At 44.3% G+C, this 19,904-nt stretch carries 16 protein-coding genes and 1 tRNA gene; 10 read left to right on the forward strand and 7 right to left on the reverse strand.

All coding sequences use genetic code 11. The features are described 5' to 3' along the window. Window positions 1–166: 166 nt before the first annotated feature. The 3 genes from HFN16_RS14615 to atpD are packed head-to-tail and all read right to left on the reverse strand — an operon-like array spanning window position 167 to window position 2,249. On the reverse strand, window positions 167–493 hold the full coding sequence (locus tag HFN16_RS14615) for an AtpZ/AtpI family protein (RefSeq protein WP_247648348.1): 327 nt from the start codon (window positions 491–493) through the stop codon (window positions 167–169). Continuing rightward, a complete protein-coding gene (locus tag HFN16_RS14620; RefSeq protein ID WP_168891463.1) occupies window positions 493–867 on the reverse strand; it encodes a F0F1 ATP synthase subunit epsilon in 375 nt (124 codons plus the stop codon). Before HFN16_RS14620 ends, HFN16_RS14615 begins: the two co-directional genes overlap by 1 nt. Continuing rightward, window positions 864–2,249 (reverse strand): F0F1 ATP synthase subunit beta, encoded by a 1,386-nt coding sequence (gene atpD / locus HFN16_RS14625; protein WP_168891464.1) that lies wholly within the window; start codon window positions 2,247–2,249, stop codon window positions 864–866. The genes HFN16_RS14620 and atpD overlap by 4 nt, the downstream gene beginning before the upstream one ends. 659 nt (window positions 2,250–2,908) lie before the next feature. Between atpD and HFN16_RS14630 the strand changes: the two genes are divergently transcribed. From HFN16_RS14630 to btsR, 5 genes are all read left to right on the forward strand, one after another. Then, window positions 2,909–3,982, forward strand: a complete 1,074-nt coding sequence (locus HFN16_RS14630) for a TRAP transporter substrate-binding protein (RefSeq protein ID WP_168891465.1) — start codon at window positions 2,909–2,911, stop codon at window positions 3,980–3,982. An 82-nt stretch (window positions 3,983–4,064) separates the two neighbouring features. Beyond that, a complete protein-coding gene (locus tag HFN16_RS14635; RefSeq protein ID WP_168891466.1) occupies window positions 4,065–4,565 on the forward strand; it encodes a TRAP transporter small permease subunit in 501 nt (166 codons plus the stop codon). Next, window positions 4,566–5,894: a TRAP transporter large permease subunit gene (locus HFN16_RS14640; protein WP_168891467.1), complete on the forward strand. Its 1,329-nt coding sequence runs from the start codon at window positions 4,566–4,568 to the stop codon at window positions 5,892–5,894. A gap of 133 nt (window positions 5,895–6,027) precedes the next feature. Beyond that, the gene (locus HFN16_RS14645) at window positions 6,028–7,719 is read left to right on the forward strand and encodes a sensor histidine kinase (RefSeq protein WP_210772204.1); all 1,692 of its coding nucleotides are present in this window, start codon (window positions 6,028–6,030) and stop codon (window positions 7,717–7,719) included. Further along, complete coding sequence (gene btsR / locus HFN16_RS14650; RefSeq protein ID WP_168892379.1) at window positions 7,719–8,429, forward strand: two-component system response regulator BtsR; 711 nt, start codon at window positions 7,719–7,721, stop codon at window positions 8,427–8,429. The genes HFN16_RS14645 and btsR overlap by 1 nt, the downstream gene beginning before the upstream one ends. Before the next feature lie 54 nt (window positions 8,430–8,483). Here the strand turns inward: btsR and HFN16_RS14655 are convergent, their stop codons facing one another. Together HFN16_RS14655 and HFN16_RS14660 are read right to left on the reverse strand one after the other, a co-directional pair. Continuing rightward, a complete protein-coding gene (locus HFN16_RS14655) occupies window positions 8,484–9,392 on the reverse strand; it encodes an AEC family transporter (protein WP_168891468.1) in 909 nt (302 codons plus the stop codon). Between the two features lie 149 nt (window positions 9,393–9,541). Further along, window positions 9,542–9,618 (reverse strand) — tRNA-Pro (locus tag HFN16_RS14660). Window positions 9,619–9,852: 234 nt separating this feature from the next. Between HFN16_RS14660 and HFN16_RS14665 the strand changes: the two genes are divergently transcribed. From HFN16_RS14665 to HFN16_RS14685, 5 genes are all read left to right on the forward strand, one after another. Next, window positions 9,853–10,908, forward strand: a complete 1,056-nt coding sequence (locus HFN16_RS14665; protein WP_168891469.1) for a chemotaxis response regulator protein-glutamate methylesterase — start codon at window positions 9,853–9,855, stop codon at window positions 10,906–10,908. 39 nt (window positions 10,909–10,947) lie between these two features. After that, a complete protein-coding gene (locus HFN16_RS14670; protein WP_168891470.1) occupies window positions 10,948–12,879 on the forward strand; it encodes a HEAT repeat domain-containing protein in 1,932 nt (643 codons plus the stop codon). Window positions 12,880–12,891: 12 nt separating this feature from the next. Then, window positions 12,892–13,767 carry a protein-glutamate O-methyltransferase CheR gene (locus HFN16_RS14675; RefSeq protein WP_168891471.1) on the forward strand — a complete coding sequence of 292 codons (876 nt, stop codon included), beginning with the start codon at window positions 12,892–12,894 and terminating at the stop codon, window positions 13,765–13,767. A 104-nt stretch (window positions 13,768–13,871) separates the two neighbouring features. Next, window positions 13,872–14,240 (forward strand): response regulator, encoded by a 369-nt coding sequence (locus tag HFN16_RS14680; RefSeq protein ID WP_168891472.1) that lies wholly within the window; start codon window positions 13,872–13,874, stop codon window positions 14,238–14,240. 88 nt (window positions 14,241–14,328) lie between these two features. Further along, on the forward strand, window positions 14,329–17,316 hold the full coding sequence (locus tag HFN16_RS14685; protein ID WP_168891473.1) for a chemotaxis protein CheA: 2,988 nt from the start codon (window positions 14,329–14,331) through the stop codon (window positions 17,314–17,316). 71 nt (window positions 17,317–17,387) lie between these two features. Here HFN16_RS14685 and HFN16_RS14690 read toward each other — a convergent pair whose 3' ends face one another. Then, complete coding sequence (locus tag HFN16_RS14690) at window positions 17,388–18,770, reverse strand: MBL fold metallo-hydrolase (protein WP_168892380.1); 1,383 nt, start codon at window positions 18,768–18,770, stop codon at window positions 17,388–17,390. Between the two features lie 95 nt (window positions 18,771–18,865). Next, the gene (locus HFN16_RS14695) at window positions 18,866–19,900 is read right to left on the reverse strand and encodes a hypothetical protein (protein WP_168891474.1); all 1,035 of its coding nucleotides are present in this window, start codon (window positions 19,898–19,900) and stop codon (window positions 18,866–18,868) included. Between the last annotated feature and the right edge of the window lie 4 nt (window positions 19,901–19,904).

Here is a 19,904-nt window from a genome sequence, read left to right on the forward strand (position 1 = left end):
ATATTTTTGAGCGAACCACATGCCGGTTAGGGTGACAGTGTAGCGCATTAAAAGGCCGCCATAGAACCAGAGTTTGGGGCGCGTTGTTCTTGGCAAGTAAACTAACGAGAGCCATAGGCCACCGAAATGGAATAGGGACAGGAGTCCTCCCCAAGCTAATCCTGCGCTAATGATCGTTAGGTTGTTCATTATCGCGCTCCTTAATAATTTTATTCCGCTGTCGATTTAGCCAGAGCCAAGCGTTTAAACAACCAAATCCAAGGCCGCCCACTAGCAACATTATGGTCCATGAACGGGATGATGGCCAATTCAGATCGATCCAGACTCCGAGTAGAACACCAAGTAGCGTTGGGAGAACAACGGACCAGCCGACAACACCGAACAGTCCAAGTCCATACCAAACTTCAATTTTAGCATCGCGTTCGGCCTTTAGCTTTCTTTGTTCTTTGATTCCTACTTCGTCTGGGAAATCTCTGTGTCCGTTGGGCATCATCAAAACTCCAGAAATCTGCGGACGAAGTCTGCTTCTAGTCGTGCCACTGCCGTTCGAGTGGATCGTTCTCGTTCATCCATTTCTTTCAGCATTTCTCGTACGTCGCTTTCCAACTTTCCCAATTTACCTCGTATTGCTTTGTTAGCTGCTACGGTAACCTGACTTCCTCGTTTCACTATTAATCCTCGGTCTACAGCGAGATGTATGGTTTTACCGTTTTCATTGATATAAGTCATAATACCTGGAGCCAGTGCGCTCGCCATATCTATATGGCGAGGCTTAAGGGTGAACTCGCCCATGGGGGATTCTGCAATAATTTTGGTCACGCTTTCATCTAAGAAAATTTTTGATGGGAGAAGTATTCTCAGTATCATGAATTGATCTCCTCTAATTCGTCCGTGTCCCCTATCATATATAATGAAGCTTCATTGATGCTGGCGAACTCGTTGTTGAGGATGCGTGCACATCCTTCAACAGTGGCTGCTAGGGGGACGGTGCGACCATTCATGCCTGTGAAATGCTTAGTGGTATGGAACGGTTGTGTTAGGAAACGTTCTAGACGTCTAGCTTGGTATACTATTTTGCGATCCTCGTTCGAAAGCTCCTCAAGTCCGAGCATGGCAATGATATCTTTTAGTTCTTCATAGATGGCTAAGGCTCGTTGTACTTCGCGTGCAACGTCGTAGTGATTTTGCCCTACGACTTCAGGTGAGAGCATCATGGACTTGGATTGGAGAAGGTCTACGGCTGGATAAAACCCTTCGCCGGCTCGCTTTCTAGAAAGGACAATGGAAGCGGATAAGTGAGAAAAAGTATGGGTGGCTGATGGATCGGTCAGGTCGTCAGCTGGAACATAAACTGCTTGAATGGAGGTGATGGCACCCCTCGTGGTGGAGGCAATGCGTTCCTGGAATTCGGCTAGTTCAGGTCCCAGTGTAGGCTGATAGCCCATACGAGAGGGAAGTCTGCCGAGCAAACCTGAAAGTTCCATGCCAGCTTGGATAAAGCGAAATACGTTGTCTACAAGCAGCAGTACATCCTGTTCCTTTTGGTCTCGAAAATATTCGGCCATAGTTAAGGCAGTGTGCCCCACACGGAATCTGGCCCCTGGAGGTTCATTCATTTGGCCGAAGATCATTACTGTATTATCCAGAACACCTGCGTCTTTCATATCTCGGTAGAGCTCTTCTCCTTCTCGGCACCGTTCACCGATTCCGCAGAAGATAGAAACCCCCTTATGTGAACTAACCATATTGTTAATGAGTTCAGTGATCAGGACTGTTTTACCAACACCCGCACCACCAAACAAACCTGCCTTACCTCCCTTTTCCAAGGGAGCTAGCAAGTCTATTGCCTTAATTCCGGTCTCAAAAATTTCCTCGTTAGTTATACGATCAGCCAGTTGGATAGGAGGTGTATGTATAGATTGGTATGTTACGTTTTGGGGTTCGCTTCTGCCATCTGAGGCATTGCCAAATACGTTGAACAAGCGGCCTGTTAACCCATCACCTATTGGGGCCATTAAAGTGGTGCCATCGCCCGATACAATATCACTTCGTGCGAGACCTGCAGTAGGAGTTAAAGCTATGCACCTAACTTTGTTGGTGCTGATATGATCAGCAACTTCAAGAACAATTTTCTGATGTAAGCCTGTTTTGAGAACAGACCGTAAGGGTGGAATCTTCCCGTCAAACGTTGCATCGACAACGCTGCCGCGGATTGCGCTGATTGTACCATTGAATTCCAAAGCATCCATTGCGTCACCTCGAGGGAAATAGATTCCCAGAGAGGTTTATCGAAGCGCCGGGACTGTTCGTTGGTATGGAATTGTCCCAAGATATTTCAATGTAGCTTATCGTAGCTTTAACTGACAGTATTTTTGTAGAGTAGAACGATTATTGGGTGCTATGAGCAGAAAGATCTAACATTATAAGGAATTCTAATTGGGGGGGCATGCTGAAGTTAGAGGTATATTATCAGACTGATGGTTAACTAAGTCTAAAAGTGCAATAGCATATGGGGAAGACTATAGATCCTTTTTTTGCATGTAAGTTGGCTCTGTTACGGATTTTTGTGTCTGGAATAATTGGAATATATTCGATAGCCGTAGATAAGACTGAAACACAGGTTGAATCAATATCTTCTGCCAAGAACTAAGAAACATAGGATGATCCTATTCTTAGTTTGTCATTTGTGGTCGGCGCTTGATGATTCAGAAAAGAGGGATGTAATTGGAGTCAACCTGTGAAATGTTATTGTGGTATGAGACGTCTGCCACTTAATCCCATTTTTATGCCGTTCGGAAAAAAATAGGACCGCTTGAATAAGTCGATGTTTCGCCATTTATCCTTTCTAGTTTAGAAGAAATCTCCAAAGAGCAGGGGATTCCCCCCTAATCACCTTAGGAGGTTTTGGATGAAATCCGCATTGAAATTTTTAGTTGTTTTGGCTCTGGTAGCTATGATGGCCTCGCCTGCCATGGCTGCGAAGAAGGTTCGCTGGAAGCTTGCTATGACCTGGTCTTCCACTTTAACTCCGTTTGCTTCTGCCCCCATTCAAATGGCTAAGATGGTCGAAGAGATGTCCGGTGGTAATTTTCAGATCCGCGTAGAAGGTTCCGAAAAGCACAAGGCAGCTCTCGGCATTCTGGATATGGTTAAGGGGGGCCAGTACGACATCGGTCATACTGCAGCTTATTATTGGAAAGGAAAGGATATGCAGACTGTTTTCTACTGCACCGTTCCTTTCGGCATGAATGCTGACGAACAGTATGCATGGTTCTACTATGGTGGTGGTATGGAGTTGATGGAAGAAGCCTTCGCCAAATTTAAAGTCCTCAGCTTCCCAGGTGGCAACTCAGGCGTGCAGATGGGCGGTTGGTTCAAGAAGGAAATCAAGTCTGTTGATGATCTGAAGGGCCTTAAAATGCGTATTCCTGGCTTGGCTGGTGAAGTGTTCGCAAAGCTTGGCGTTAACGTCACTAACATCGCTCCGGGAGAACTCTACACATCTCTTGATCGTGGCACCATTGATGCCCTTGAGTGGGTCGGTCCCGCAATGGACATTAAGATGGGGTTCCACAAGATTGCTCCTTATTACTACACCGGTTGGCATGAACCTGCTACTGAACTGCAGTTCATCGTTAACAAGCGTGAATACGAAAAACTGCCTGAAGAGTATAAGGCTATCTTGAAGACCGCCATGAAGGCTGCTTCTATGGATATGTACATCGAGAACTTTGCTGGTTCTGTTGATGCTTGGGACAAGATGAAGACTGAATACCCGAATATTCAGGTTAAAGAATTCCCCATGCCTGTTCTTAAGGCCATGAAGGCTGCTGCAGATGAGTTGTATGAAACTTACGCAGCTAAAGATCCTGCTTTTAAGAAGGTGCTTGATTCCCAGCGTGCTTACATGAAGAAAGCTCGCGCTTGGTCTACCATTTCTGAGTACAATTACATCAAGACCTCCAACGCTGTTGCTGAATAAGCACTGCCATTAGTGGCATTATGGGCCGCTCCGCTTCTTCCGGGCGGAGCGGCTTCAATGCTACAAACACATCGAGAGAATAATGCAAAAGCTAGAAGCATTTATAGGCCGTATCGTGGATAGCGTTGGCGTCGGCTTGGCCGTGCTGCTGGTCCTGATGGTTCTTAACGTCTCTTATGACGTTATGATGCGCTACATTTTCCAGGCAAGCTCGGTAGGCATGCAGGAAATGGAGTGGCATCTATTTTCCCTTATCATTTTGTTTGGCACCGGGGTTGCTTTGCGTCATGAAGGCCACGTTCGGGTGGACTTTATCTATGATCGTATGAGTCCGAAGAAAAAGGCTGTGATCAATATTGGGGGCACAGTCTTTATGCTTTTACCCCTAGCGTTGCTTATCTTTTTTGGGTCATTCGAGTATGTGAATGACGCATGGGTCACCAATGAAATTTCTGAGGATCCTGGTGGGTTGCCATATCGATGGATTATCAAGTCTATGATTCCGCTCTCCATGGCATTCCTCATTCTGAGCGCTGTTGGTTACATTCTTAAAAACATCATGCTTTACAGGGAGGCAAAATAAATGACTGGTATTGTCATGTTCTTCGCAGCCCTGGTTCTGCTGGCTGTGGGCTACCCTGTTGCCTTCACCTTTGGTGCCTGTGCGATTTTCTTTGGGGCTATCGCTGCGTTTATTGAGATGATGCCCGATCCGACCATTATGATGGTCTTTGAAGAGTTCGTCTCTATGTTCTCCATGATGCCATTTCGGATATATTCCATCATGACGAACACCATTTTGATGGCCATTCCCTTATTTATCTTTATGGGAATTATTCTTCAAAAATCCCGTCTTGCCGAACGTCTACTCGAATCTATGGGAATGCTTTTCGGTAAGGTTCGCGGTGGGCTTGCAATTTCTACAATGCTGGTTGGGACTTTGTTGGCAGCGTCCACTGGCGTTGTCGGGGCATCGGTTGTCGCAATGGGAGTCATTTCCCTACCGGTCATGCTCAAGTATGGATATTCTAAGAAATTATCTACTGGTACAATTTGCGCAGCAGGAACACTAGGGCAGATTATTCCGCCTTCAATCGTCCTGATTATTCTGGGTGATGTTTTCCAGCAACCGGTTGGCGACTTGTTTCAAGCCGCTATGTTGCCTGGCTTGGTGTTGGTAGGAATATATATTCTTTATATCGTGGTGATCTCTTTCTTTGACAAGGAGGCTGCTCCGATTATTGAGATTCCTGAAGATCAGAAGAAAGGCATGATTGCACGTGCTGTCATGGCTATCGTCCCTCCTTTGACCCTGATCATCATGGTTCTTGGTTCAATCTTTGTCGGTATTGCTACTCCGACTGAGTCTGCTGCAGTTGGCGCTCTTGGTGCAATGGTCTTGGCTGGAATGTATAAGCGTTTTAGCATTAAGTTGGTATTGGATGCCGCTTCCGACACTGTCAAAATCTCAGCCATGGTATTTGCTATTTTAATCGGTGCCACCGCCTTCTCCATGATTTTCGTCTACACAGGCGCAGACTACATGGTGGAAGAATTTATGCTCGGATTGCCCGGCGAGAAGTGGGGCTTTCTGATTCTGTCTATGGGAGCTATCATGCTGCTTGGCTTCTTTATCGACTTTATCGAGATCTCCTATATTGTCGTGCCGATTCTGTTGCCTATATCTGAAACGATAGGAATCAATCCAATTTGGTTTGCAATACTAATTGCAATGAACTTGCAGACATCGTTCCTCTCTCCCCCATTCGGTTTCTCCCTGTTCTACTTGAAGGGAGTGTGTCCAAAGGAAGTTCGCACGACAGATATATACAGAGGGGTAGTGCCATTTATTCTTATCCAGTTATTGGTCTTGGCATCCATCGTTGTCTTCCCTTCCATGTATGGCCTATAGCCGACAATAATTGACGAAGCGGAATGATATCCGCACAATTGAAACAAACCAAAAGATGGGGCCTTTATAGGCTCCCTCTTTTGGGCTTTCGATAAATCAGATATTTTGCAACCGCAGCCGCCACGGACAGAGCATGGATACCCTTACTTTTTCAGTGAACAATGTCTTCTCGTTACTGCAGCAGATGTCAGTGTTTCTGGTTATCGCGTACTTGTTCACTAAGTCTCCGGTTTTTAAAACTTTTTCGATAGGTGATTTGCGTCCTAAGCAGATGCTAATTCTCTATGTTGTGTTTTCCACTTTTTCAATTATGGGTACCTACTTTGGGTTGCCGATTCAAGATGCCATAGCCAATACACGTGCAATTGGAGCTGTGTTAGCTGGTATAATTGGCGGGCCAATACTAGGTGGGGTTGTCGGTATGACGGCTGGTATCCATCGTTTTACACTCGGTGGATTTACAGCATTTTCCTGTGGAGTCTCGACAACTGTTGAAGGGTTGATCGGCGGTTTATTCCATCTCTATTTAGTCAGGAATAACCGTCAAGCTCAATTGCTTAGTCCTGTGGTAGCATTTATCGCTACGTTCATTGCCGAAATGCTTCAGATGGTGATCATTTTGCTTATGGCTAAACCTTTTGAGGAAGCTCTTGCGTTGGTCCGAGTGATTGCTATTCCGATGATCGTTGCAAATAGTTTTGGTTCAGCTATTTTCGTCAGTATTATCCGTGATCAAAAATCCATGTATGACAAGTTAGGAGTTATTTTCTCGAATAAAGCAATGAAAATTGCGGATGAGACATTGTCAATCCTTTCTGCAGGGTTCAATCGAGATAGTGCTGCTAAATTGGCTAAAATTCTTTACAAAGAAACAGGTGTGGGAGCTGTCTCCATTACTGATCGAGAGCATGTTCTTGCATTTGAAGGTTTAGGAAATGATCATCACAAGCCGGGTATTCCTCTTAGCTCAATTGAGACGAAGCAGGCGATTAAAGAGGATCGTGTAATTTATGTTGATGGCATAGATAGACAGTGGCGCTGTACTTTGTCGGAAGTTTGTCCGCTTGGTTCGGTTCTGGCTGTGCCTCTTCGGTTTGAAGGAGAGGTGATTGGTTCAATTAATTTGTTTGAGCCCAAAGATAAATTGTTTCTTGTTATAAACAAGACATTGGGCGAGGGCGTCACCAATCTTATTTCTAATCAGTTGTTGCAAGCTAGGTATATCGAGCAGAAAAGCTTGCTGACCAAGGCTGAATTAAAGTTGGTCCAAGCACAGATAAATCCACATTTTTTATTTAATGCTCTTAATACCGTAATAGCGATACTCAGAAAAGACGCAGATCGTGCACGTGACTTACTGCTTAATCTTTCAACTTTTTTTCGTAAAAATTTGAAACGAAAAGGTAATACGGCAACCTTAGAAGATGAACTAAATCATGTTAATTCATATCTTTTAATTGAAAAGGCTCGATTCGAAGATCGACTTAATTTGGAAATGGATATTGATCCAGATCTGCTGTACGTCGAGGTCCCAGTATTTACTCTTCAACCGCTAATAGAAAATGCCATCAAGCATGGTGTCTCTAATATGGTTGAACCTGGATTGGTCAAACTATCCGCTAAGCGTGATAGTGATGTGATTCTAATTACCATTGAAGATAACGCTGGGTGTTATGTCGAAAATGAGAGCCAGGGCTTAGGCATGTCGATCGTTGAGAAACGTATCAAGAGTATTTGTGGCGATCAGTATGGTCTGCAGGTGTCTTGTATCCCTGACGAGCAGACACTGGTTACCATCAAGTTGCCAGTACAAAGGAATAAATGATGATTCGTGCTGTTGTAATCGATGACGAAATGCATGCTCGTGAAGAGATGGAAACCTTGCTTCGCGAAGCTGGTGGTGTTGAAGTCGTTGCATCCTGTGCCAATGCTTTTGATGCACTAAAAGCAATCAATAAGTTTCGACCAGATGTCGTTTTTCTTGATATTCAAATGCCTATGGTAAGTGGTTTTGAATTGCTTAGTATGGTTCCTCAGGAAATCATGCCTCATGTGGTTTTCGTTACTGCTTTTGACGAATACTCGCTTAAAGCTTTTGAAGAAAAGACATTGGACTATCTTCTCAAACCCGTTTCTCCTGACAGGCTGAAGAAGACCGTAGCAAAGTTGGATGAGTTCTTGGGTACTGATAAACCGACTGCATTTAAAGCAGAAACGATATCTCGTATCCCTTGTCTAATAGGAAAGCGAATCAAATTAATTCCTATCGATGACGTGGAATATGTTTCGGCTGGAGCCAAGGGTAACCATTTGGTCACCGGTGAAGGGGAGTTTTTTACGGATCTAACATTAAAAGTCTTTGAAGAGAGGACGGAGTTGTTGCGGTGTCATAAGCAGTATTTGGTGAACATGTCTTTTGTTAATGAAATTGCTTTGTTAGAGAATGGTCTAGGTATGATAACTACTCCGTCTGGTACTGTACCAGTTAGTCGGCGATTTTTAAAAATGATAAAAGAACGCCTACTCTTACGCTAATTGACTCAAGGATGAGTATGAGGACATGGCTTCCAAACGGGCCATGTCCTTTTTTTATACTGCTGACAGAATCCAGTACCAGATTGGTAGTGTGAGGAAAGCTACAGGGATTCCTACGCCAAGCATGGTAGCTGCCAGTTCTGGGCGTGCTCCATAGCTCATGGCAATGATGCCTCCAGTGATCATTGGTCCCATGGCAGATTCAAAAATGGTCACTTTGGCGGTGATGTCGGTGGCATCAAGTACAAATACGTACAAAATAAAAATGATAAGTGGCGCAATAATTAATTTGTAGCCTAATCCAATTGCAAGTTCTCGGAGGTTGTTGCGGATTGCGCCAAAACGCAAGGTCAGTCCTACTGATAGTAGTGCAAGAGGACTCAGTGTTCCTCCCATGCGCTCAAGGATGGAAATGAGCCAGCTTGGATAATCTATAACTTGAAATGCGAATCCAAGTAGTATGGCTACAAGTGGAGGAAATAAAAGTACTTTCTTCGCAAGTTGCTTTCTGTTTATTTCTTCGCCGGATATTTTGGATGCTAAAATAATACCTGGAATTGCGAGGGCCATGAACGTTCCTGCCGTATCGCAAAGCATTCCAATACCCATGTATTCTGCCCCATAAAAGGCTTCAATCATAGGCAATCCAACAAATGAAGTGTTACCTAAACCTGCCGTTAGTGCTAAGCAAACTTTGGTCTTATCGTCTAAATCGAAGACCTTGTTCAGTGTATGAAAAAAGAGGATATACCCAATACCAAAAACGATCCAAGCCATTGCTGCTGGCAGAAATAGTTCTGGGCTTATGGGTAAATCATGAGCGTAGAGAAGGGCTAGAGCAGGCAGGGACATATGGATGATTACAGCATTGATTGCGGCAGGCCCTTTTTCGTCAATAATTCCGGAGAGGCGCAAGGCAATTCCAAGCAAGAAACAGGTGATCAGTAGTATGAAGTTTTCCATGATTTCTCCGTAATTATGTATTTACTACTGTCGTTCCCGTTAAATTACAAGCAGGCTTTAAAGCGAAGAGCTTAAAATCATAGTGAGTATTGGTATTCAAGCAAAAGAAAAAGGGTTTACGGAGTGTTTCCGTAAACCCTTGATTTTTCTGGTCGGGATGAGAGGATTTGAACCTCCGATCTCTGCGTCCCGAACGCAGCGCTCTACCAGACTGAGCCACATCCCGTCGTCGTGAGAGGTGTGTTTAGCGTAGGCAAAATGGAAAGGCAAGTGAAAAGATCATGTTTTTTTCTTAGATAGACAAAGATAGTAAATAGTCCTATCATGCCTTATTAAATGATATAAAATAATAATTTCTTTCGGGCGAGGCCGCGTATAGTGTGACTTTGGCCTTTATTGAAACTGGGTTCGCGTGGCTGGTCACAGTAGTTGCGGCGCAGGATATCCAAGGAGAAAATTAGTGATTAAAGTTCTTGTCGTGGATGATTCCGCATTCATGCGGAAGGCCATAAGCACAATGCTCGATAAGGATCCGGGGATAAAGGTAGTTGGCACTGCGCGTGATGGGGCCGAAGGTCTTGAATTGGTTCGTAAGCTCGATCCAGACGTAGTTACGATGGATATCGAAATGCCTAAGATGGATGGGCTGACGGCTTTGAGGCACATCATGATGGAGTCTCCAAGACCAGTTCTCATGGTTAGTTCTTTGACTACTGAAGGTGCTGAGGCTACGCTAAAGGCCATGGAGCTTGGTGCAGTTGATTTTATCCCCAAGCAGCTTTCCAAAGTCTCTCTTGATATTATCAAAATCGAAAAAGATCTTATTGCGCGGGTTAAAACTGTTGCTGCTCGCAAGATGCGGCATGTTGCACCTGTTCGTCCTGCAGCCCGTCAAGTCGTTACTCCTGTTCGTAGATCTTCTTCGACTCCAACGGGAAGGCCTAAACGTGATGTGGTGGCAATAGGTGTTTCTACTGGTGGGCCACCTGTTGTTCAAAAGATTCTTTCATCTCTTCCTGCTGATTTCCCTGCAAGTATCATTATTGCTCAACATATGCCTGCTGCGTTCACTGGACCTTTTGCCAAACGTCTGGATGGAGTCAGTCAAATTTCTGTGAAAGAAGCTGAACCTGGTGATGTGCTTAAGCCGGGGCATGCTTTTGTTGCTCCAGGTGGGCGACATATTATTCTTGATCAAAAGGTTAGTAGAGTCGATGTCGTCGTAACTGATGATCCTCCCGGTGAACTTTATAAGCCCTCTGCAAACGTTATGATTAGTTCTATGGCTGAGGCCGTTGGACGTCGAGGTTTAGGGGTTATCTTGACTGGAATGGGAGCTGATGGTTGTGAAGGAATTCGGGATCTTAAGGCAAAAGGCGGGCGTGCTATAGCGCAAAGTGATTCGACTTGCGTTGTGTATGGAATGCCAAAAGCGATAGTAGATGAGAATCTGGCCGATGAGATCGTTGATTTGGATGATCTGGCAGAATCCATTGTTGCCAATCTTTATAAATAACAGCTTAACCCTGCCAAGGGCATGAAGGGAGCTGAGATTATGGCGGATTGTAAAGAATACCTCGCGTTGCTCAAAAGTGATGACAAAGAAATTGTTCGTGAGGGTGCTTTCAAGGCTGGTGAAGCCCAGTGTGTGGAGGCTGTAGGAATACTTGCTGAGCTTCTGCAAACGAATCATCTAGGCATTCAAGAGGCTGCGGATAGTTCATTGCGACGAATTGGTGGAAAGGAGACTGTCCAAGCTGTACTCCCTTTGCTGCGTTCGGACGAGGCTCCAGTTCGCAATCTTTCAATGGATATACTCCGTGAAGTTGGAAGCCAGGACATGCCCTCACTTATCGAACTCATCCATGATGAAGATGCTGATATACGTATTTTTGTAAGTGATATTCTTGGTTCTACAGACAATATGTTAGCGGTAGAGCCTCTTTGCGAGGCTTTGTTAAAAGACCCAGAAGTTAACGTTCGTTATCAAGCTGCAGTAAGTTTAGGAGAGCTGCGCAAGGAAGAAGCTGCACCTTGTCTAAACAAGGCTATTAATGATGAAGAGTGGGTACAATACTCTGTGATCGAAGCTCTGACCAAAATTGGGCATTCGAGTTCTGTTGACGCTATGGTCAAGGCATTGGATACAGCGTCTGATTTGGTGGCATCCATGATCATTGATTCCCTTGGGGAAATGGGGAATGTCAAAGCAGTGACCATGCTTCTTAAACGTATGGATGATGCCCATACCGCTTTGCGTAATAAAATTGTAAAAGCTGTAGTTAAGATTCTGGGGGGAAAGTCTCTCGCTTTGCTTAACGATGACGAAAGAGAGCGTTTTCGTGAGTATTTGTTGGTTGCATTGACCGATGAAGATGAAGAAATTCAAGATGCCGCTATTCAAGGTTTGGCCTATGTTGGTGGAGAAATGGCATCAGAAGGCATTCTTAAAATAGCGAGCAGTCTCGATCAGGATCAAGATCAAGAAAGATTAGCAACGACGGTTGGGTATCTTGCAGAGATTGGGCTAACAAAGGCTCTTGAAGCTGGACTTTTGGATGAGGATCAGGACGTTGCAAGGGTTACCGTGCAAACGTTGTCTCTCATTACTCCTGAGCAGTGTGAAAGAGAACATGACGTTTGTAAATTGCTGATGAAAGCATTTTGGCAAGTGAGCCTGCCAGTTCAGCGCCAAATTGTTAGTGTGGCAGCTACTAATGGTGATATTGGTGCTAAGGATTTCTTTATCCGCATTTTGGACGAGCATACTGATGGCACAGTCCTTAAGGGTGCTGTTTATATGTTGGGTGAAAAGCTCAAATTAACAGAGATTGTCGGAAGAATATTCCCGTTGTTGCAGCACCAATATGATGACGTAAAAGAAGCAGCTCTTGAAGCCTGTATTGCGATTGATGGGCCTGAGGTTAGAACTCGTTTTGAAGAGATGTTTGAAAGTTCAGAGCCTGTTGACCGTTTAATGTCAGTTTATGCGCTCGGAAAGATGGGAGCACTGGACAACATCGAAGTGCTGAAACGGGGGCTTGAGGATGTAGTTCCAGATATACGTAAGGTTGCAGTCGAAGCCCTTGCTTCGGCCTGTGATACGGGGGATGAGTGGAAGCCATTAGTAATGGCTAAGCTCACTGATGAGAGTAAGGATGTGCGGTTAACAGTCATTGAGACTCTTGGTCGTTGTTTTTCTGAAGACATGATTCCTTTTATAGCTGAAGCTCTTGAAGATGAAGACGACTGGGTAAAGATCCGAGCAATAGATGCTCTAGGGGAGCATGGTTCTGAGTCAGTAGTCGATAAGCTTACTCCAATGCTAGAGAATTCCAACCGTTTCGTGGTTATGAAAGTAATTGAGGCTTTAGGTAATATTGGCGGTTCAGTAGCCTTTAGCGCCTTGCTTGAAATCACTAACAGTGATGAATATGAAATGGTCAGTGCTGCAGAGAATGCTATCGCCAATATTCATGATTCCTAGGAGTTCCGGACGATGACGTCCCTTTTTGCTAAGACTATTTCTATGGGAAAGGATCTCAAGATCTCAGATCAAGAGTTCTCTGGCCTTCGTGATTTTATCTATGAGAAATGTGGTATCTATATTGCCGACAACCGAAAGTATCTTTTAGAAAATCGACTAGGTAATCGGTTGAAAAAATTGAATCTTCGAAATTTTGATGAGTACTACAATTACTTGCGATTCGATGTGGGTAAAGAAGTGGAGCTTAAGCGACTTTTCGAAGTTATTACTACAAATGAAACGAGTTTTTATCGGAATCCGCCTCAACTGAAAGTCTTTCAGGAGCAAGTCTTAACAGATGTTGTTAAGCAAGCAAGAACCAAGGGGCGAAAGATGCGGATATGGTCCGCTGGGTGTTCTACTGGTGAAGAGCCTTACACCATATCAATGATCATTCATGAGCTTCTCAAGAGTGAAGTATCGCAATGGGATATAAAGATTACGGCAAACGACCTATCAGAAAGAGTGCTGGAATCAGCCAGAAAGGGTGTTTATAACGACTATACTTTAAGGACTACGCCTCCTGAAGTCGTAAAGCGTTACTTTGCGTCAGACAATGGTTCAAATGCAATCAAGGCTGACATTAAAAAGCTAGTTCAGTTTGGGCAAATCAATCTCAAAGATCGTACACAGTTAAGGCGTGTAGAACGATCACAGATCGTATTTTGTCGAAATGTCATTATCTATTTTGATGATGACATGAAGAAACGAGTGATCAACGCTTTTTATGACAACTTATTGCCAGGTGGATATTTGGTGATAGGGCATTCCGAGTCGTTGCACAACATTACTCGTGCATTTAAGCCTATCCATTATCCCGGTGCGATCATCTATAAAAAAGAAGAGTAAGGCGCATAGATGGCTGTACAGCCTTTGTCGAAGTAATGTGAAGCACCTTACGGTGATATTTGATAAACGGGCCATCACCATGCTATTGGGTATTAGGAGGAATCATGGCTAAACATATTCTGATTGTGGACGATTCTAAGACTGTAAGGAATCTTGTTGCCTTTATTATGAAAAAGGAAGGTTTCAAGGTCACTACCGCTGAAGATGGTCTTGATGGTTTAGAAAAATTATACAGTGCAACTGGTGTCGATCTGATTGTTTCTGATATCAATATGCCCCGTATGGATGGATTGACATTTATAAAAACAGTTCGCGAGCAGGATGCTTATAAGGATATTCCTATCGTTGTTCTTTCAACTGAGGGGCAGGACAAAGATATTCACACAGGTCTCACTGTTGGAGCTAATCTGTATATGGTTAAACCTGCTCAGCCTGAAAAATTAGTGAGAAATGTCAAAATGCTGCTCGGCTAATTAATAGCTGCTGACAAGATTTAAATGATCATTTCCGAACAAGTTGGAGTGATCGAAAGAACTTTTCCCTTATCAACAGAGGGTAATAATGAGCCAGGAATTTCTTGATCCAGAAATATTAGCTGATTTTTTTGTCGAAGCTAAAGAACACTTAGAAACCATTGAGCCCAATTTACTTGAACTGGAAAAGGCTCCTGAGAATCTAGGATTGCTCAATGAGATCTTTCGTCCAATGCACTCCCTTAAGGGGGCATCTGGGTTTCTTGGATTAAACAAAATTAACGGACTTGCCCACAAGGCAGAGAATATCCTTGATGAATTGCGACAGGGGTCTATGCAAGTGACTGGCGCAATTATGGATTTGATATTATCTGCAACAGATGCTCTTCGTACAATGGTGGACAATTTGGAAGAGAGTGGCGTGGAAGGGGATGTTGATACCTCACCAATTATTGCCCAGATTGAAGCCGCTCTTGCCGGAGATTTGTCAGAAGATGTTTCCCCGACTTTATCTGATGATACTGTTGAGGAGGCTCCATTTAATAGTGAGCCGAGCGTTAGCAAAGCTGTGGACGGCGAAGTTGTTGAGCCTGTCACAACCATGGACCCCGAACCCGCACCTGTTGCGGCTGATACGGATAACATTGTCATGACTGCAGTATTCCAACCTGAGCCTGACCCAAATTTCGATGATACCCCGTATGTATTGACTACAGTTGGTGAAGGTCATCTTGCAGATTTCCTTGAGGAAGCACAGGAAATCATCGAAAATTTGAACCGTTGTCTATTAGCTTTGGAAGGTGAGCCTGATGGAGCCGATGAACTAATCAACGACACATTTCGTTATTTCCACAACCTTAAAGGCAATAGCGGTATCATTGGCTTCAAGGAGTTAAATGCTCTGACTCATGAAGCCGAAACGTTGCTTAATAAGGTTCGTAAAGGGGATATGGCATCTAGTCAGGCACTTATTGATTTGCTTTTGTCTGCTGTCGACCTTATCGAAGAGTTGGTTGGTAAAGTGGATGTTGAGACCAATAAGGTGACCCCTGTTGACACTAGTATTATGGCACAGCTTTTACAGAAGGTGACGGAAGAGTTGGATGTATCAGTTGTTCAAGGATCTGTTCCGAGCAGCAAGCAGGGAACTGAGACATCTGTTGTTGAGGAAAGAGATGTTGCAGTAGATTCAGTAGAGGCAGTGATAGAGCAGGCTAACGTAGCATATGACCCGGAAGATGTGGCTCTTTTTGTTTCTACTATCAACCAGCAACTTGAGGCTGCCGCTGTAGCATTGGAAATGCTACGTAAAGACGCTGGGCAATCAGATATTATAGATGGCTTGTTTCGGACCTTCCAAACTATGCAGAATTCTGCTGGCTACATGGGCTTTGATGAGATCAAAGAATATGCAGGTCGAACTGTTGGCTTAGTTGATCAAGGTCGCAAGACTGATATGGATTTTTCCCTGATGCTTGATATTCTAGATCAGGAATTTGCCATTTTAAAAGACATGTTGCTCAAAGCCATGAGTGATATTTCGGGGGCTCCAGTATCTGATCCTACAATGAATATGAGTGTGCCTGCTGCCAATAATTCAGATGTAAGCAAAGAGTCTGAACCCACTATTGAAGAACTTCCTTCAAGTTCTCCTGAGCCTGAGAAGGCTTTGGAGAAGACTGTGTCAGAGCCGGTTGCAGCTGTTCCTGAGCCCCGTGTAGCTCCTAAGCCCGTTGCGTCTGCTCCTAAACCCGCCCCATCTGCTCCGAGCAGAAATGCTGGTGGTGCAAGCGGGGGAGGTGCTCAGCCTCCTGCTCGTCCCAAAGTTTCTAGTACAATTCGTGTTGACCATCATAAATTGGACCATCTGATGAATGTCATTGGTGAGCTTATTATTAATCGAAATCGATACGCAATGCTCGCTCGTGCCTTAGAAGAGGGCCATGAAGAAGTTCATGTGGTCGCCCAGCAGCTAACAGAAACGACATATGCGATGGCACGTATATCAGACGACCTTCAAGATACCATTATGAAGGTTCGCATGGTACCAGTACAAACCGTTTTCTCTCGCTTCCCTCGTTTGGTCCGAGACCTTAGTCGAAAATCAGGCAAGCAGGTTGAGTTGATCATGGAAGGTGAAGAAACTGAATTTGATAAGTCGGTAGTTGAAGAAATCGGAGACCCGCTGGTGCATCTTGTCCGTAATGCGGTTGATCACGGATTGGAAGATGAGCAGGAACGAGTAGCTGCAGGGAAAAAGCCCAAGGGGCATGTTTGGTTACGTGCTTACCATAAGGGTAACTCTGTTGCCATTGAGGTTGAAGATGATGGTCGAGGCATGGACCCGGAAAAACTCAAGCAGGTTGCCATTCGGAAGGGAGTTATTACTCCAGAAGAAGCTAATGCAATGGATGATCGTGAGGCGTTGGATCTTATCTTTGCGCCAGGCTTCTCTTCAGCCGAGAAGGTGACGGACATTTCTGGACGTGGGGTTGGGATGGATGTTGTAAAAACCAACATCAAAAACCTTAAGGGAAGTGTTCATACTCAGTCAGAAGTTGGTAAAGGTACAAAACTGACTTTGACTCTACCTCTAACCTTAGCAATTATTGATGCTCTCATGGTTCAGGTTGCAGGTGATACCTTTGCTATCCCACTTGATGCTGTATCCGAGACTACTAAAATTGAAGTAGAGAAGCTTTCTGATGTGAATAATCGTAAGGCCGTCACATTGAGAGGCGAGGTCTTAGGTATTGTAGAGCTTTCGGAACTCCTTGGACTGCCTCAGACAATGGATGAACGTGATGTTCTGCCTATGGTTGTTATTCAGGATAATGATCGCCGTTTAGGCCTCGTTGTCGATCGCCTCCTTGAGCGCCAGGAGATTGTGATCAAACCTCTTGGGCAATATCTCAATAATTTTAATCTTAAAGGCCTTTCTGGTGCCACTATTATGGGTGATGGTTCTGTTGTTTTAATTCTTGATCCACATGAGATCTATAGCCTTTCCACTCAACTTGGACGCCGACAGGATGCTGCTACTATTGGTGCTGGCTTGCCACCCAGTAAAGCCTAGCTTTTTGAGAATGTAAAAGGGCCAGGGAGTTATTCTTCCTGGCCCTTTATTATTTGTGATTTGATGATTGGCTATTTGTCAATGGCATATCCTGCACGGTTCCATGCAATGTATCCACCTGCCAAGCTACGAACATTCCAGTATCCATGTTTCTGGAGATAGGAAGCAGCTATATTAGAACGGTAGCCTCCTGCGCAGTATAAAATATGATGGGCATCATCAGGCAAGTCAAACATGCCATCAAGGATATCTGCCAGTGAAATGTTAATAGCTCCCGGAATTCTACCGTTATGCCATTCACCGGGAGTTCTTACGTCAACAAGACTAATGTCTTTCCCTTCATCTTGGCAGTTCTGCAGAGATTGTGCTGAGTCTATATAAAGATTGTCTACGGGGCGTCCGCTGAAAACCCATGCTTGAATGCCTCCAGAGAGATAGCCAAGGATGTTATCGTACCCTATTCTATGCAGCTCTATGCGCATGCGTTCATAGTCATCTTTAGATTCGACAACCAGTAATATATTCGATTTGGGGTCAACCGTCATACCTACCCAATTTGCGAGGCTGGGTTCGAATCCAATATTAAGGGAGCCCGGTATATGGTAACCAGCGTATGCTGCAGCATCACGTACATCGATAACGATAGCCCCTGTCTGCATCTTTTCTTCAAATTTGAATGGGTTCATGGCCAAATCGAGCGGGCATCGTTCCAATAGAGGGGCACCATGTGTATTTGTCTGTATAATATGGGTAAAACTTTTAGGACGAGCTGGGAAATCTTGGCTCATCATAAGATGAAACGCTTCATACGATTCATATCTTAACATTGCGTTGTGACGACGTTCAAAACCGAGTGTTGAGCTGGGCTTCGAACTCATACCTCGTCCACAAAGAGAGCCGGCTCCATGAGCAGGGAACACTTCTAAGCTGTCAGGGTACTGGCTGAACTTGACGTAGAGTGTGTTCCATAGATTTTGAATCTGCTCATCAAGTTTTGTATCACCTACTAAGTCAGGCCGACCTATGTCATTGACGAAAAGTACATCTCCAGTAAGAAGCATCCATGGTTCATTTCCGCGTGTAAAATCTGTTACGAGCAAGGAAAGGGCGTCAGGAGTGTGCCCTGGAGTGTGTACAACTTTAAGCCCGGCGTTGCCGATCACAAGTCTTTGACCTTCTTTAAGTGGAGCAAATTCATAGTCTACCGGCGAGGTTTCATAAAGCAAAATATCGCATCCTGTGTGTGATTTGAGCTCTTGAGCTCCTGATACATGGTCGGCGTGAACGTGTGTGTCTATGACATGAACGATTTTCATGCCTTCTTCACGTGAAATATCTAAATAATCCTGAACATCTCGTTTAGGATCGATAACGACCATTTCACCAGCAGCAGGGCAGCCAATTACATAAGAAAAGCAACCAAGGCCAGGCGTAGTAATCTGCTTAAAGTACATCATTGCTCCTTTGAGATTAACTCTTCATGCCTAGATATGTATAAGTCTTCAGATATATTGAGGCAAGGCCATAGGGAGTGGAAGTGAGAATGCAGTTATTTTAGGTCCTTTGCGGCATCTCTAAATTCTTGAGCTAGATTATCAAGTACTTCAGATGCAGTTTTAAAGGCCTTAAGTTTGCCTTCAGGCTCATTGAGCACCCGTCGATAGCTCCATTGTGCCAAGTAAAATAGTTCAGAATCCGGACAGCCGGTACAAGTCTTTTTCATGCGAGTAATTAAAGAACTTTTAATCTGTTCTCTTTGCATGATAGCTTGTTTAAGGCGAGTGCTTGCTTCAGAAGTAGATTTCCCGTCAGCTATAGCGTTTTGAAGCTGAACGTTGGCTCGTCCGACAGCGCGTTGAGCCTGAAGGTATTTTCCTGCAGATTCAGTTATTTTTGAATCAGAACCAATGGCTCTAAGGATTATAGAAGTTTGTTCAATACGGCGCGCATTCAGTTTGAGCATTACAGCAGTTTCATAGCCGTCCAATACGCGTCGTTCTGTTTCAACTCCCACTTTATATTCACGTTCTTCACTGGTCGCACTGTCAATGAGTTGAGCGATAAATGCAGATTTGTACATCCCATAGAGCATATTAATAATGTTGGGGGTGAAAACATAGTCTAATAAGCGTTGACGGGCTTGAAAGATGTCATCTCCATCAATAGAAAAGCCGTCCATTTCTCTTCCGAAGTACATGTTGAGAGATTTGGCAGAAGCCAAAGTTGCAGGCTTACCATTTTCATCCTGGGGAGTGAAACGGTTGAGTAGATAGTCAGAGAGAGATTCTACAAATGTGAAAGTAACGATATTGTTTTCAGCGACTTCAATCACACCTATTGGCTTGTCGTTTTGCTCTGGTGTGGGTGTGGCATTATGTGCTTCTGCATCAATGGGGGTATAATCTGGGGTTGCGTTTTGTCCTTGATCAACCCAGTCAGGAGCTGCTGCAGTTTCTTCTGGAGGAGATACGGCATGTCGATAGGTTGACTCGTTGGGCTCTGATTTAGATAGAAGAATATATGCGCCAGCAGTAAACATAAGAGCGCAGACTATGAGTATAATAGCAGTGCGATGACGATTCATTATG

The organism is Pseudodesulfovibrio sp. zrk46 (genome assembly GCF_012516435.1).
Classification (GTDB): domain Bacteria; phylum Desulfobacterota; class Desulfovibrionia; order Desulfovibrionales; family Desulfovibrionaceae; genus Pseudodesulfovibrio.

Excerpts from the sequence above, each read along its gene's own strand:
- HFN16_RS14615 (WP_247648348.1), bottom strand. The coding sequence starts at position 493 with ATGATGCCCAACGGACACAGAGATTTCCCAGACGAAGTAGGAATCAAA.
- HFN16_RS14620 (WP_168891463.1), bottom strand. The coding sequence starts at position 867 with ATGATACTGAGAATACTTCTCCCATCAAAAATTTTCTTAGATGAAAGC.
- atpD (WP_168891464.1), bottom strand. The coding sequence starts at position 2,249 with ATGGATGCTTTGGAATTCAATGGTACAATCAGCGCAATCCGCGGCAGC.
- HFN16_RS14630 (WP_168891465.1), top strand. The coding sequence starts at position 2,909 with ATGAAATCCGCATTGAAATTTTTAGTTGTTTTGGCTCTGGTAGCTATG.
- HFN16_RS14635 (WP_168891466.1), top strand. The coding sequence starts at position 4,065 with ATGCAAAAGCTAGAAGCATTTATAGGCCGTATCGTGGATAGCGTTGGC.
- HFN16_RS14640 (WP_168891467.1), top strand. The coding sequence starts at position 4,566 with ATGACTGGTATTGTCATGTTCTTCGCAGCCCTGGTTCTGCTGGCTGTG.
- HFN16_RS14645 (WP_210772204.1), top strand. The coding sequence starts at position 6,028 with ATGGATACCCTTACTTTTTCAGTGAACAATGTCTTCTCGTTACTGCAG.
- btsR (WP_168892379.1), top strand. The coding sequence starts at position 7,719 with ATGATTCGTGCTGTTGTAATCGATGACGAAATGCATGCTCGTGAAGAG.
- HFN16_RS14655 (WP_168891468.1), bottom strand. The coding sequence starts at position 9,392 with ATGGAAAACTTCATACTACTGATCACCTGTTTCTTGCTTGGAATTGCC.
- HFN16_RS14670 (WP_168891470.1), top strand. The coding sequence starts at position 10,948 with ATGGCGGATTGTAAAGAATACCTCGCGTTGCTCAAAAGTGATGACAAA.
- HFN16_RS14675 (WP_168891471.1), top strand. The coding sequence starts at position 12,892 with ATGACGTCCCTTTTTGCTAAGACTATTTCTATGGGAAAGGATCTCAAG.
- HFN16_RS14680 (WP_168891472.1), top strand. The coding sequence starts at position 13,872 with ATGGCTAAACATATTCTGATTGTGGACGATTCTAAGACTGTAAGGAAT.
- HFN16_RS14685 (WP_168891473.1), top strand. The coding sequence starts at position 14,329 with ATGAGCCAGGAATTTCTTGATCCAGAAATATTAGCTGATTTTTTTGTC.
- HFN16_RS14690 (WP_168892380.1), bottom strand. The coding sequence starts at position 18,770 with ATGTACTTTAAGCAGATTACTACGCCTGGCCTTGGTTGCTTTTCTTAT.
- HFN16_RS14695 (WP_168891474.1), bottom strand. The coding sequence starts at position 19,900 with ATGAATCGTCATCGCACTGCTATTATACTCATAGTCTGCGCTCTTATG.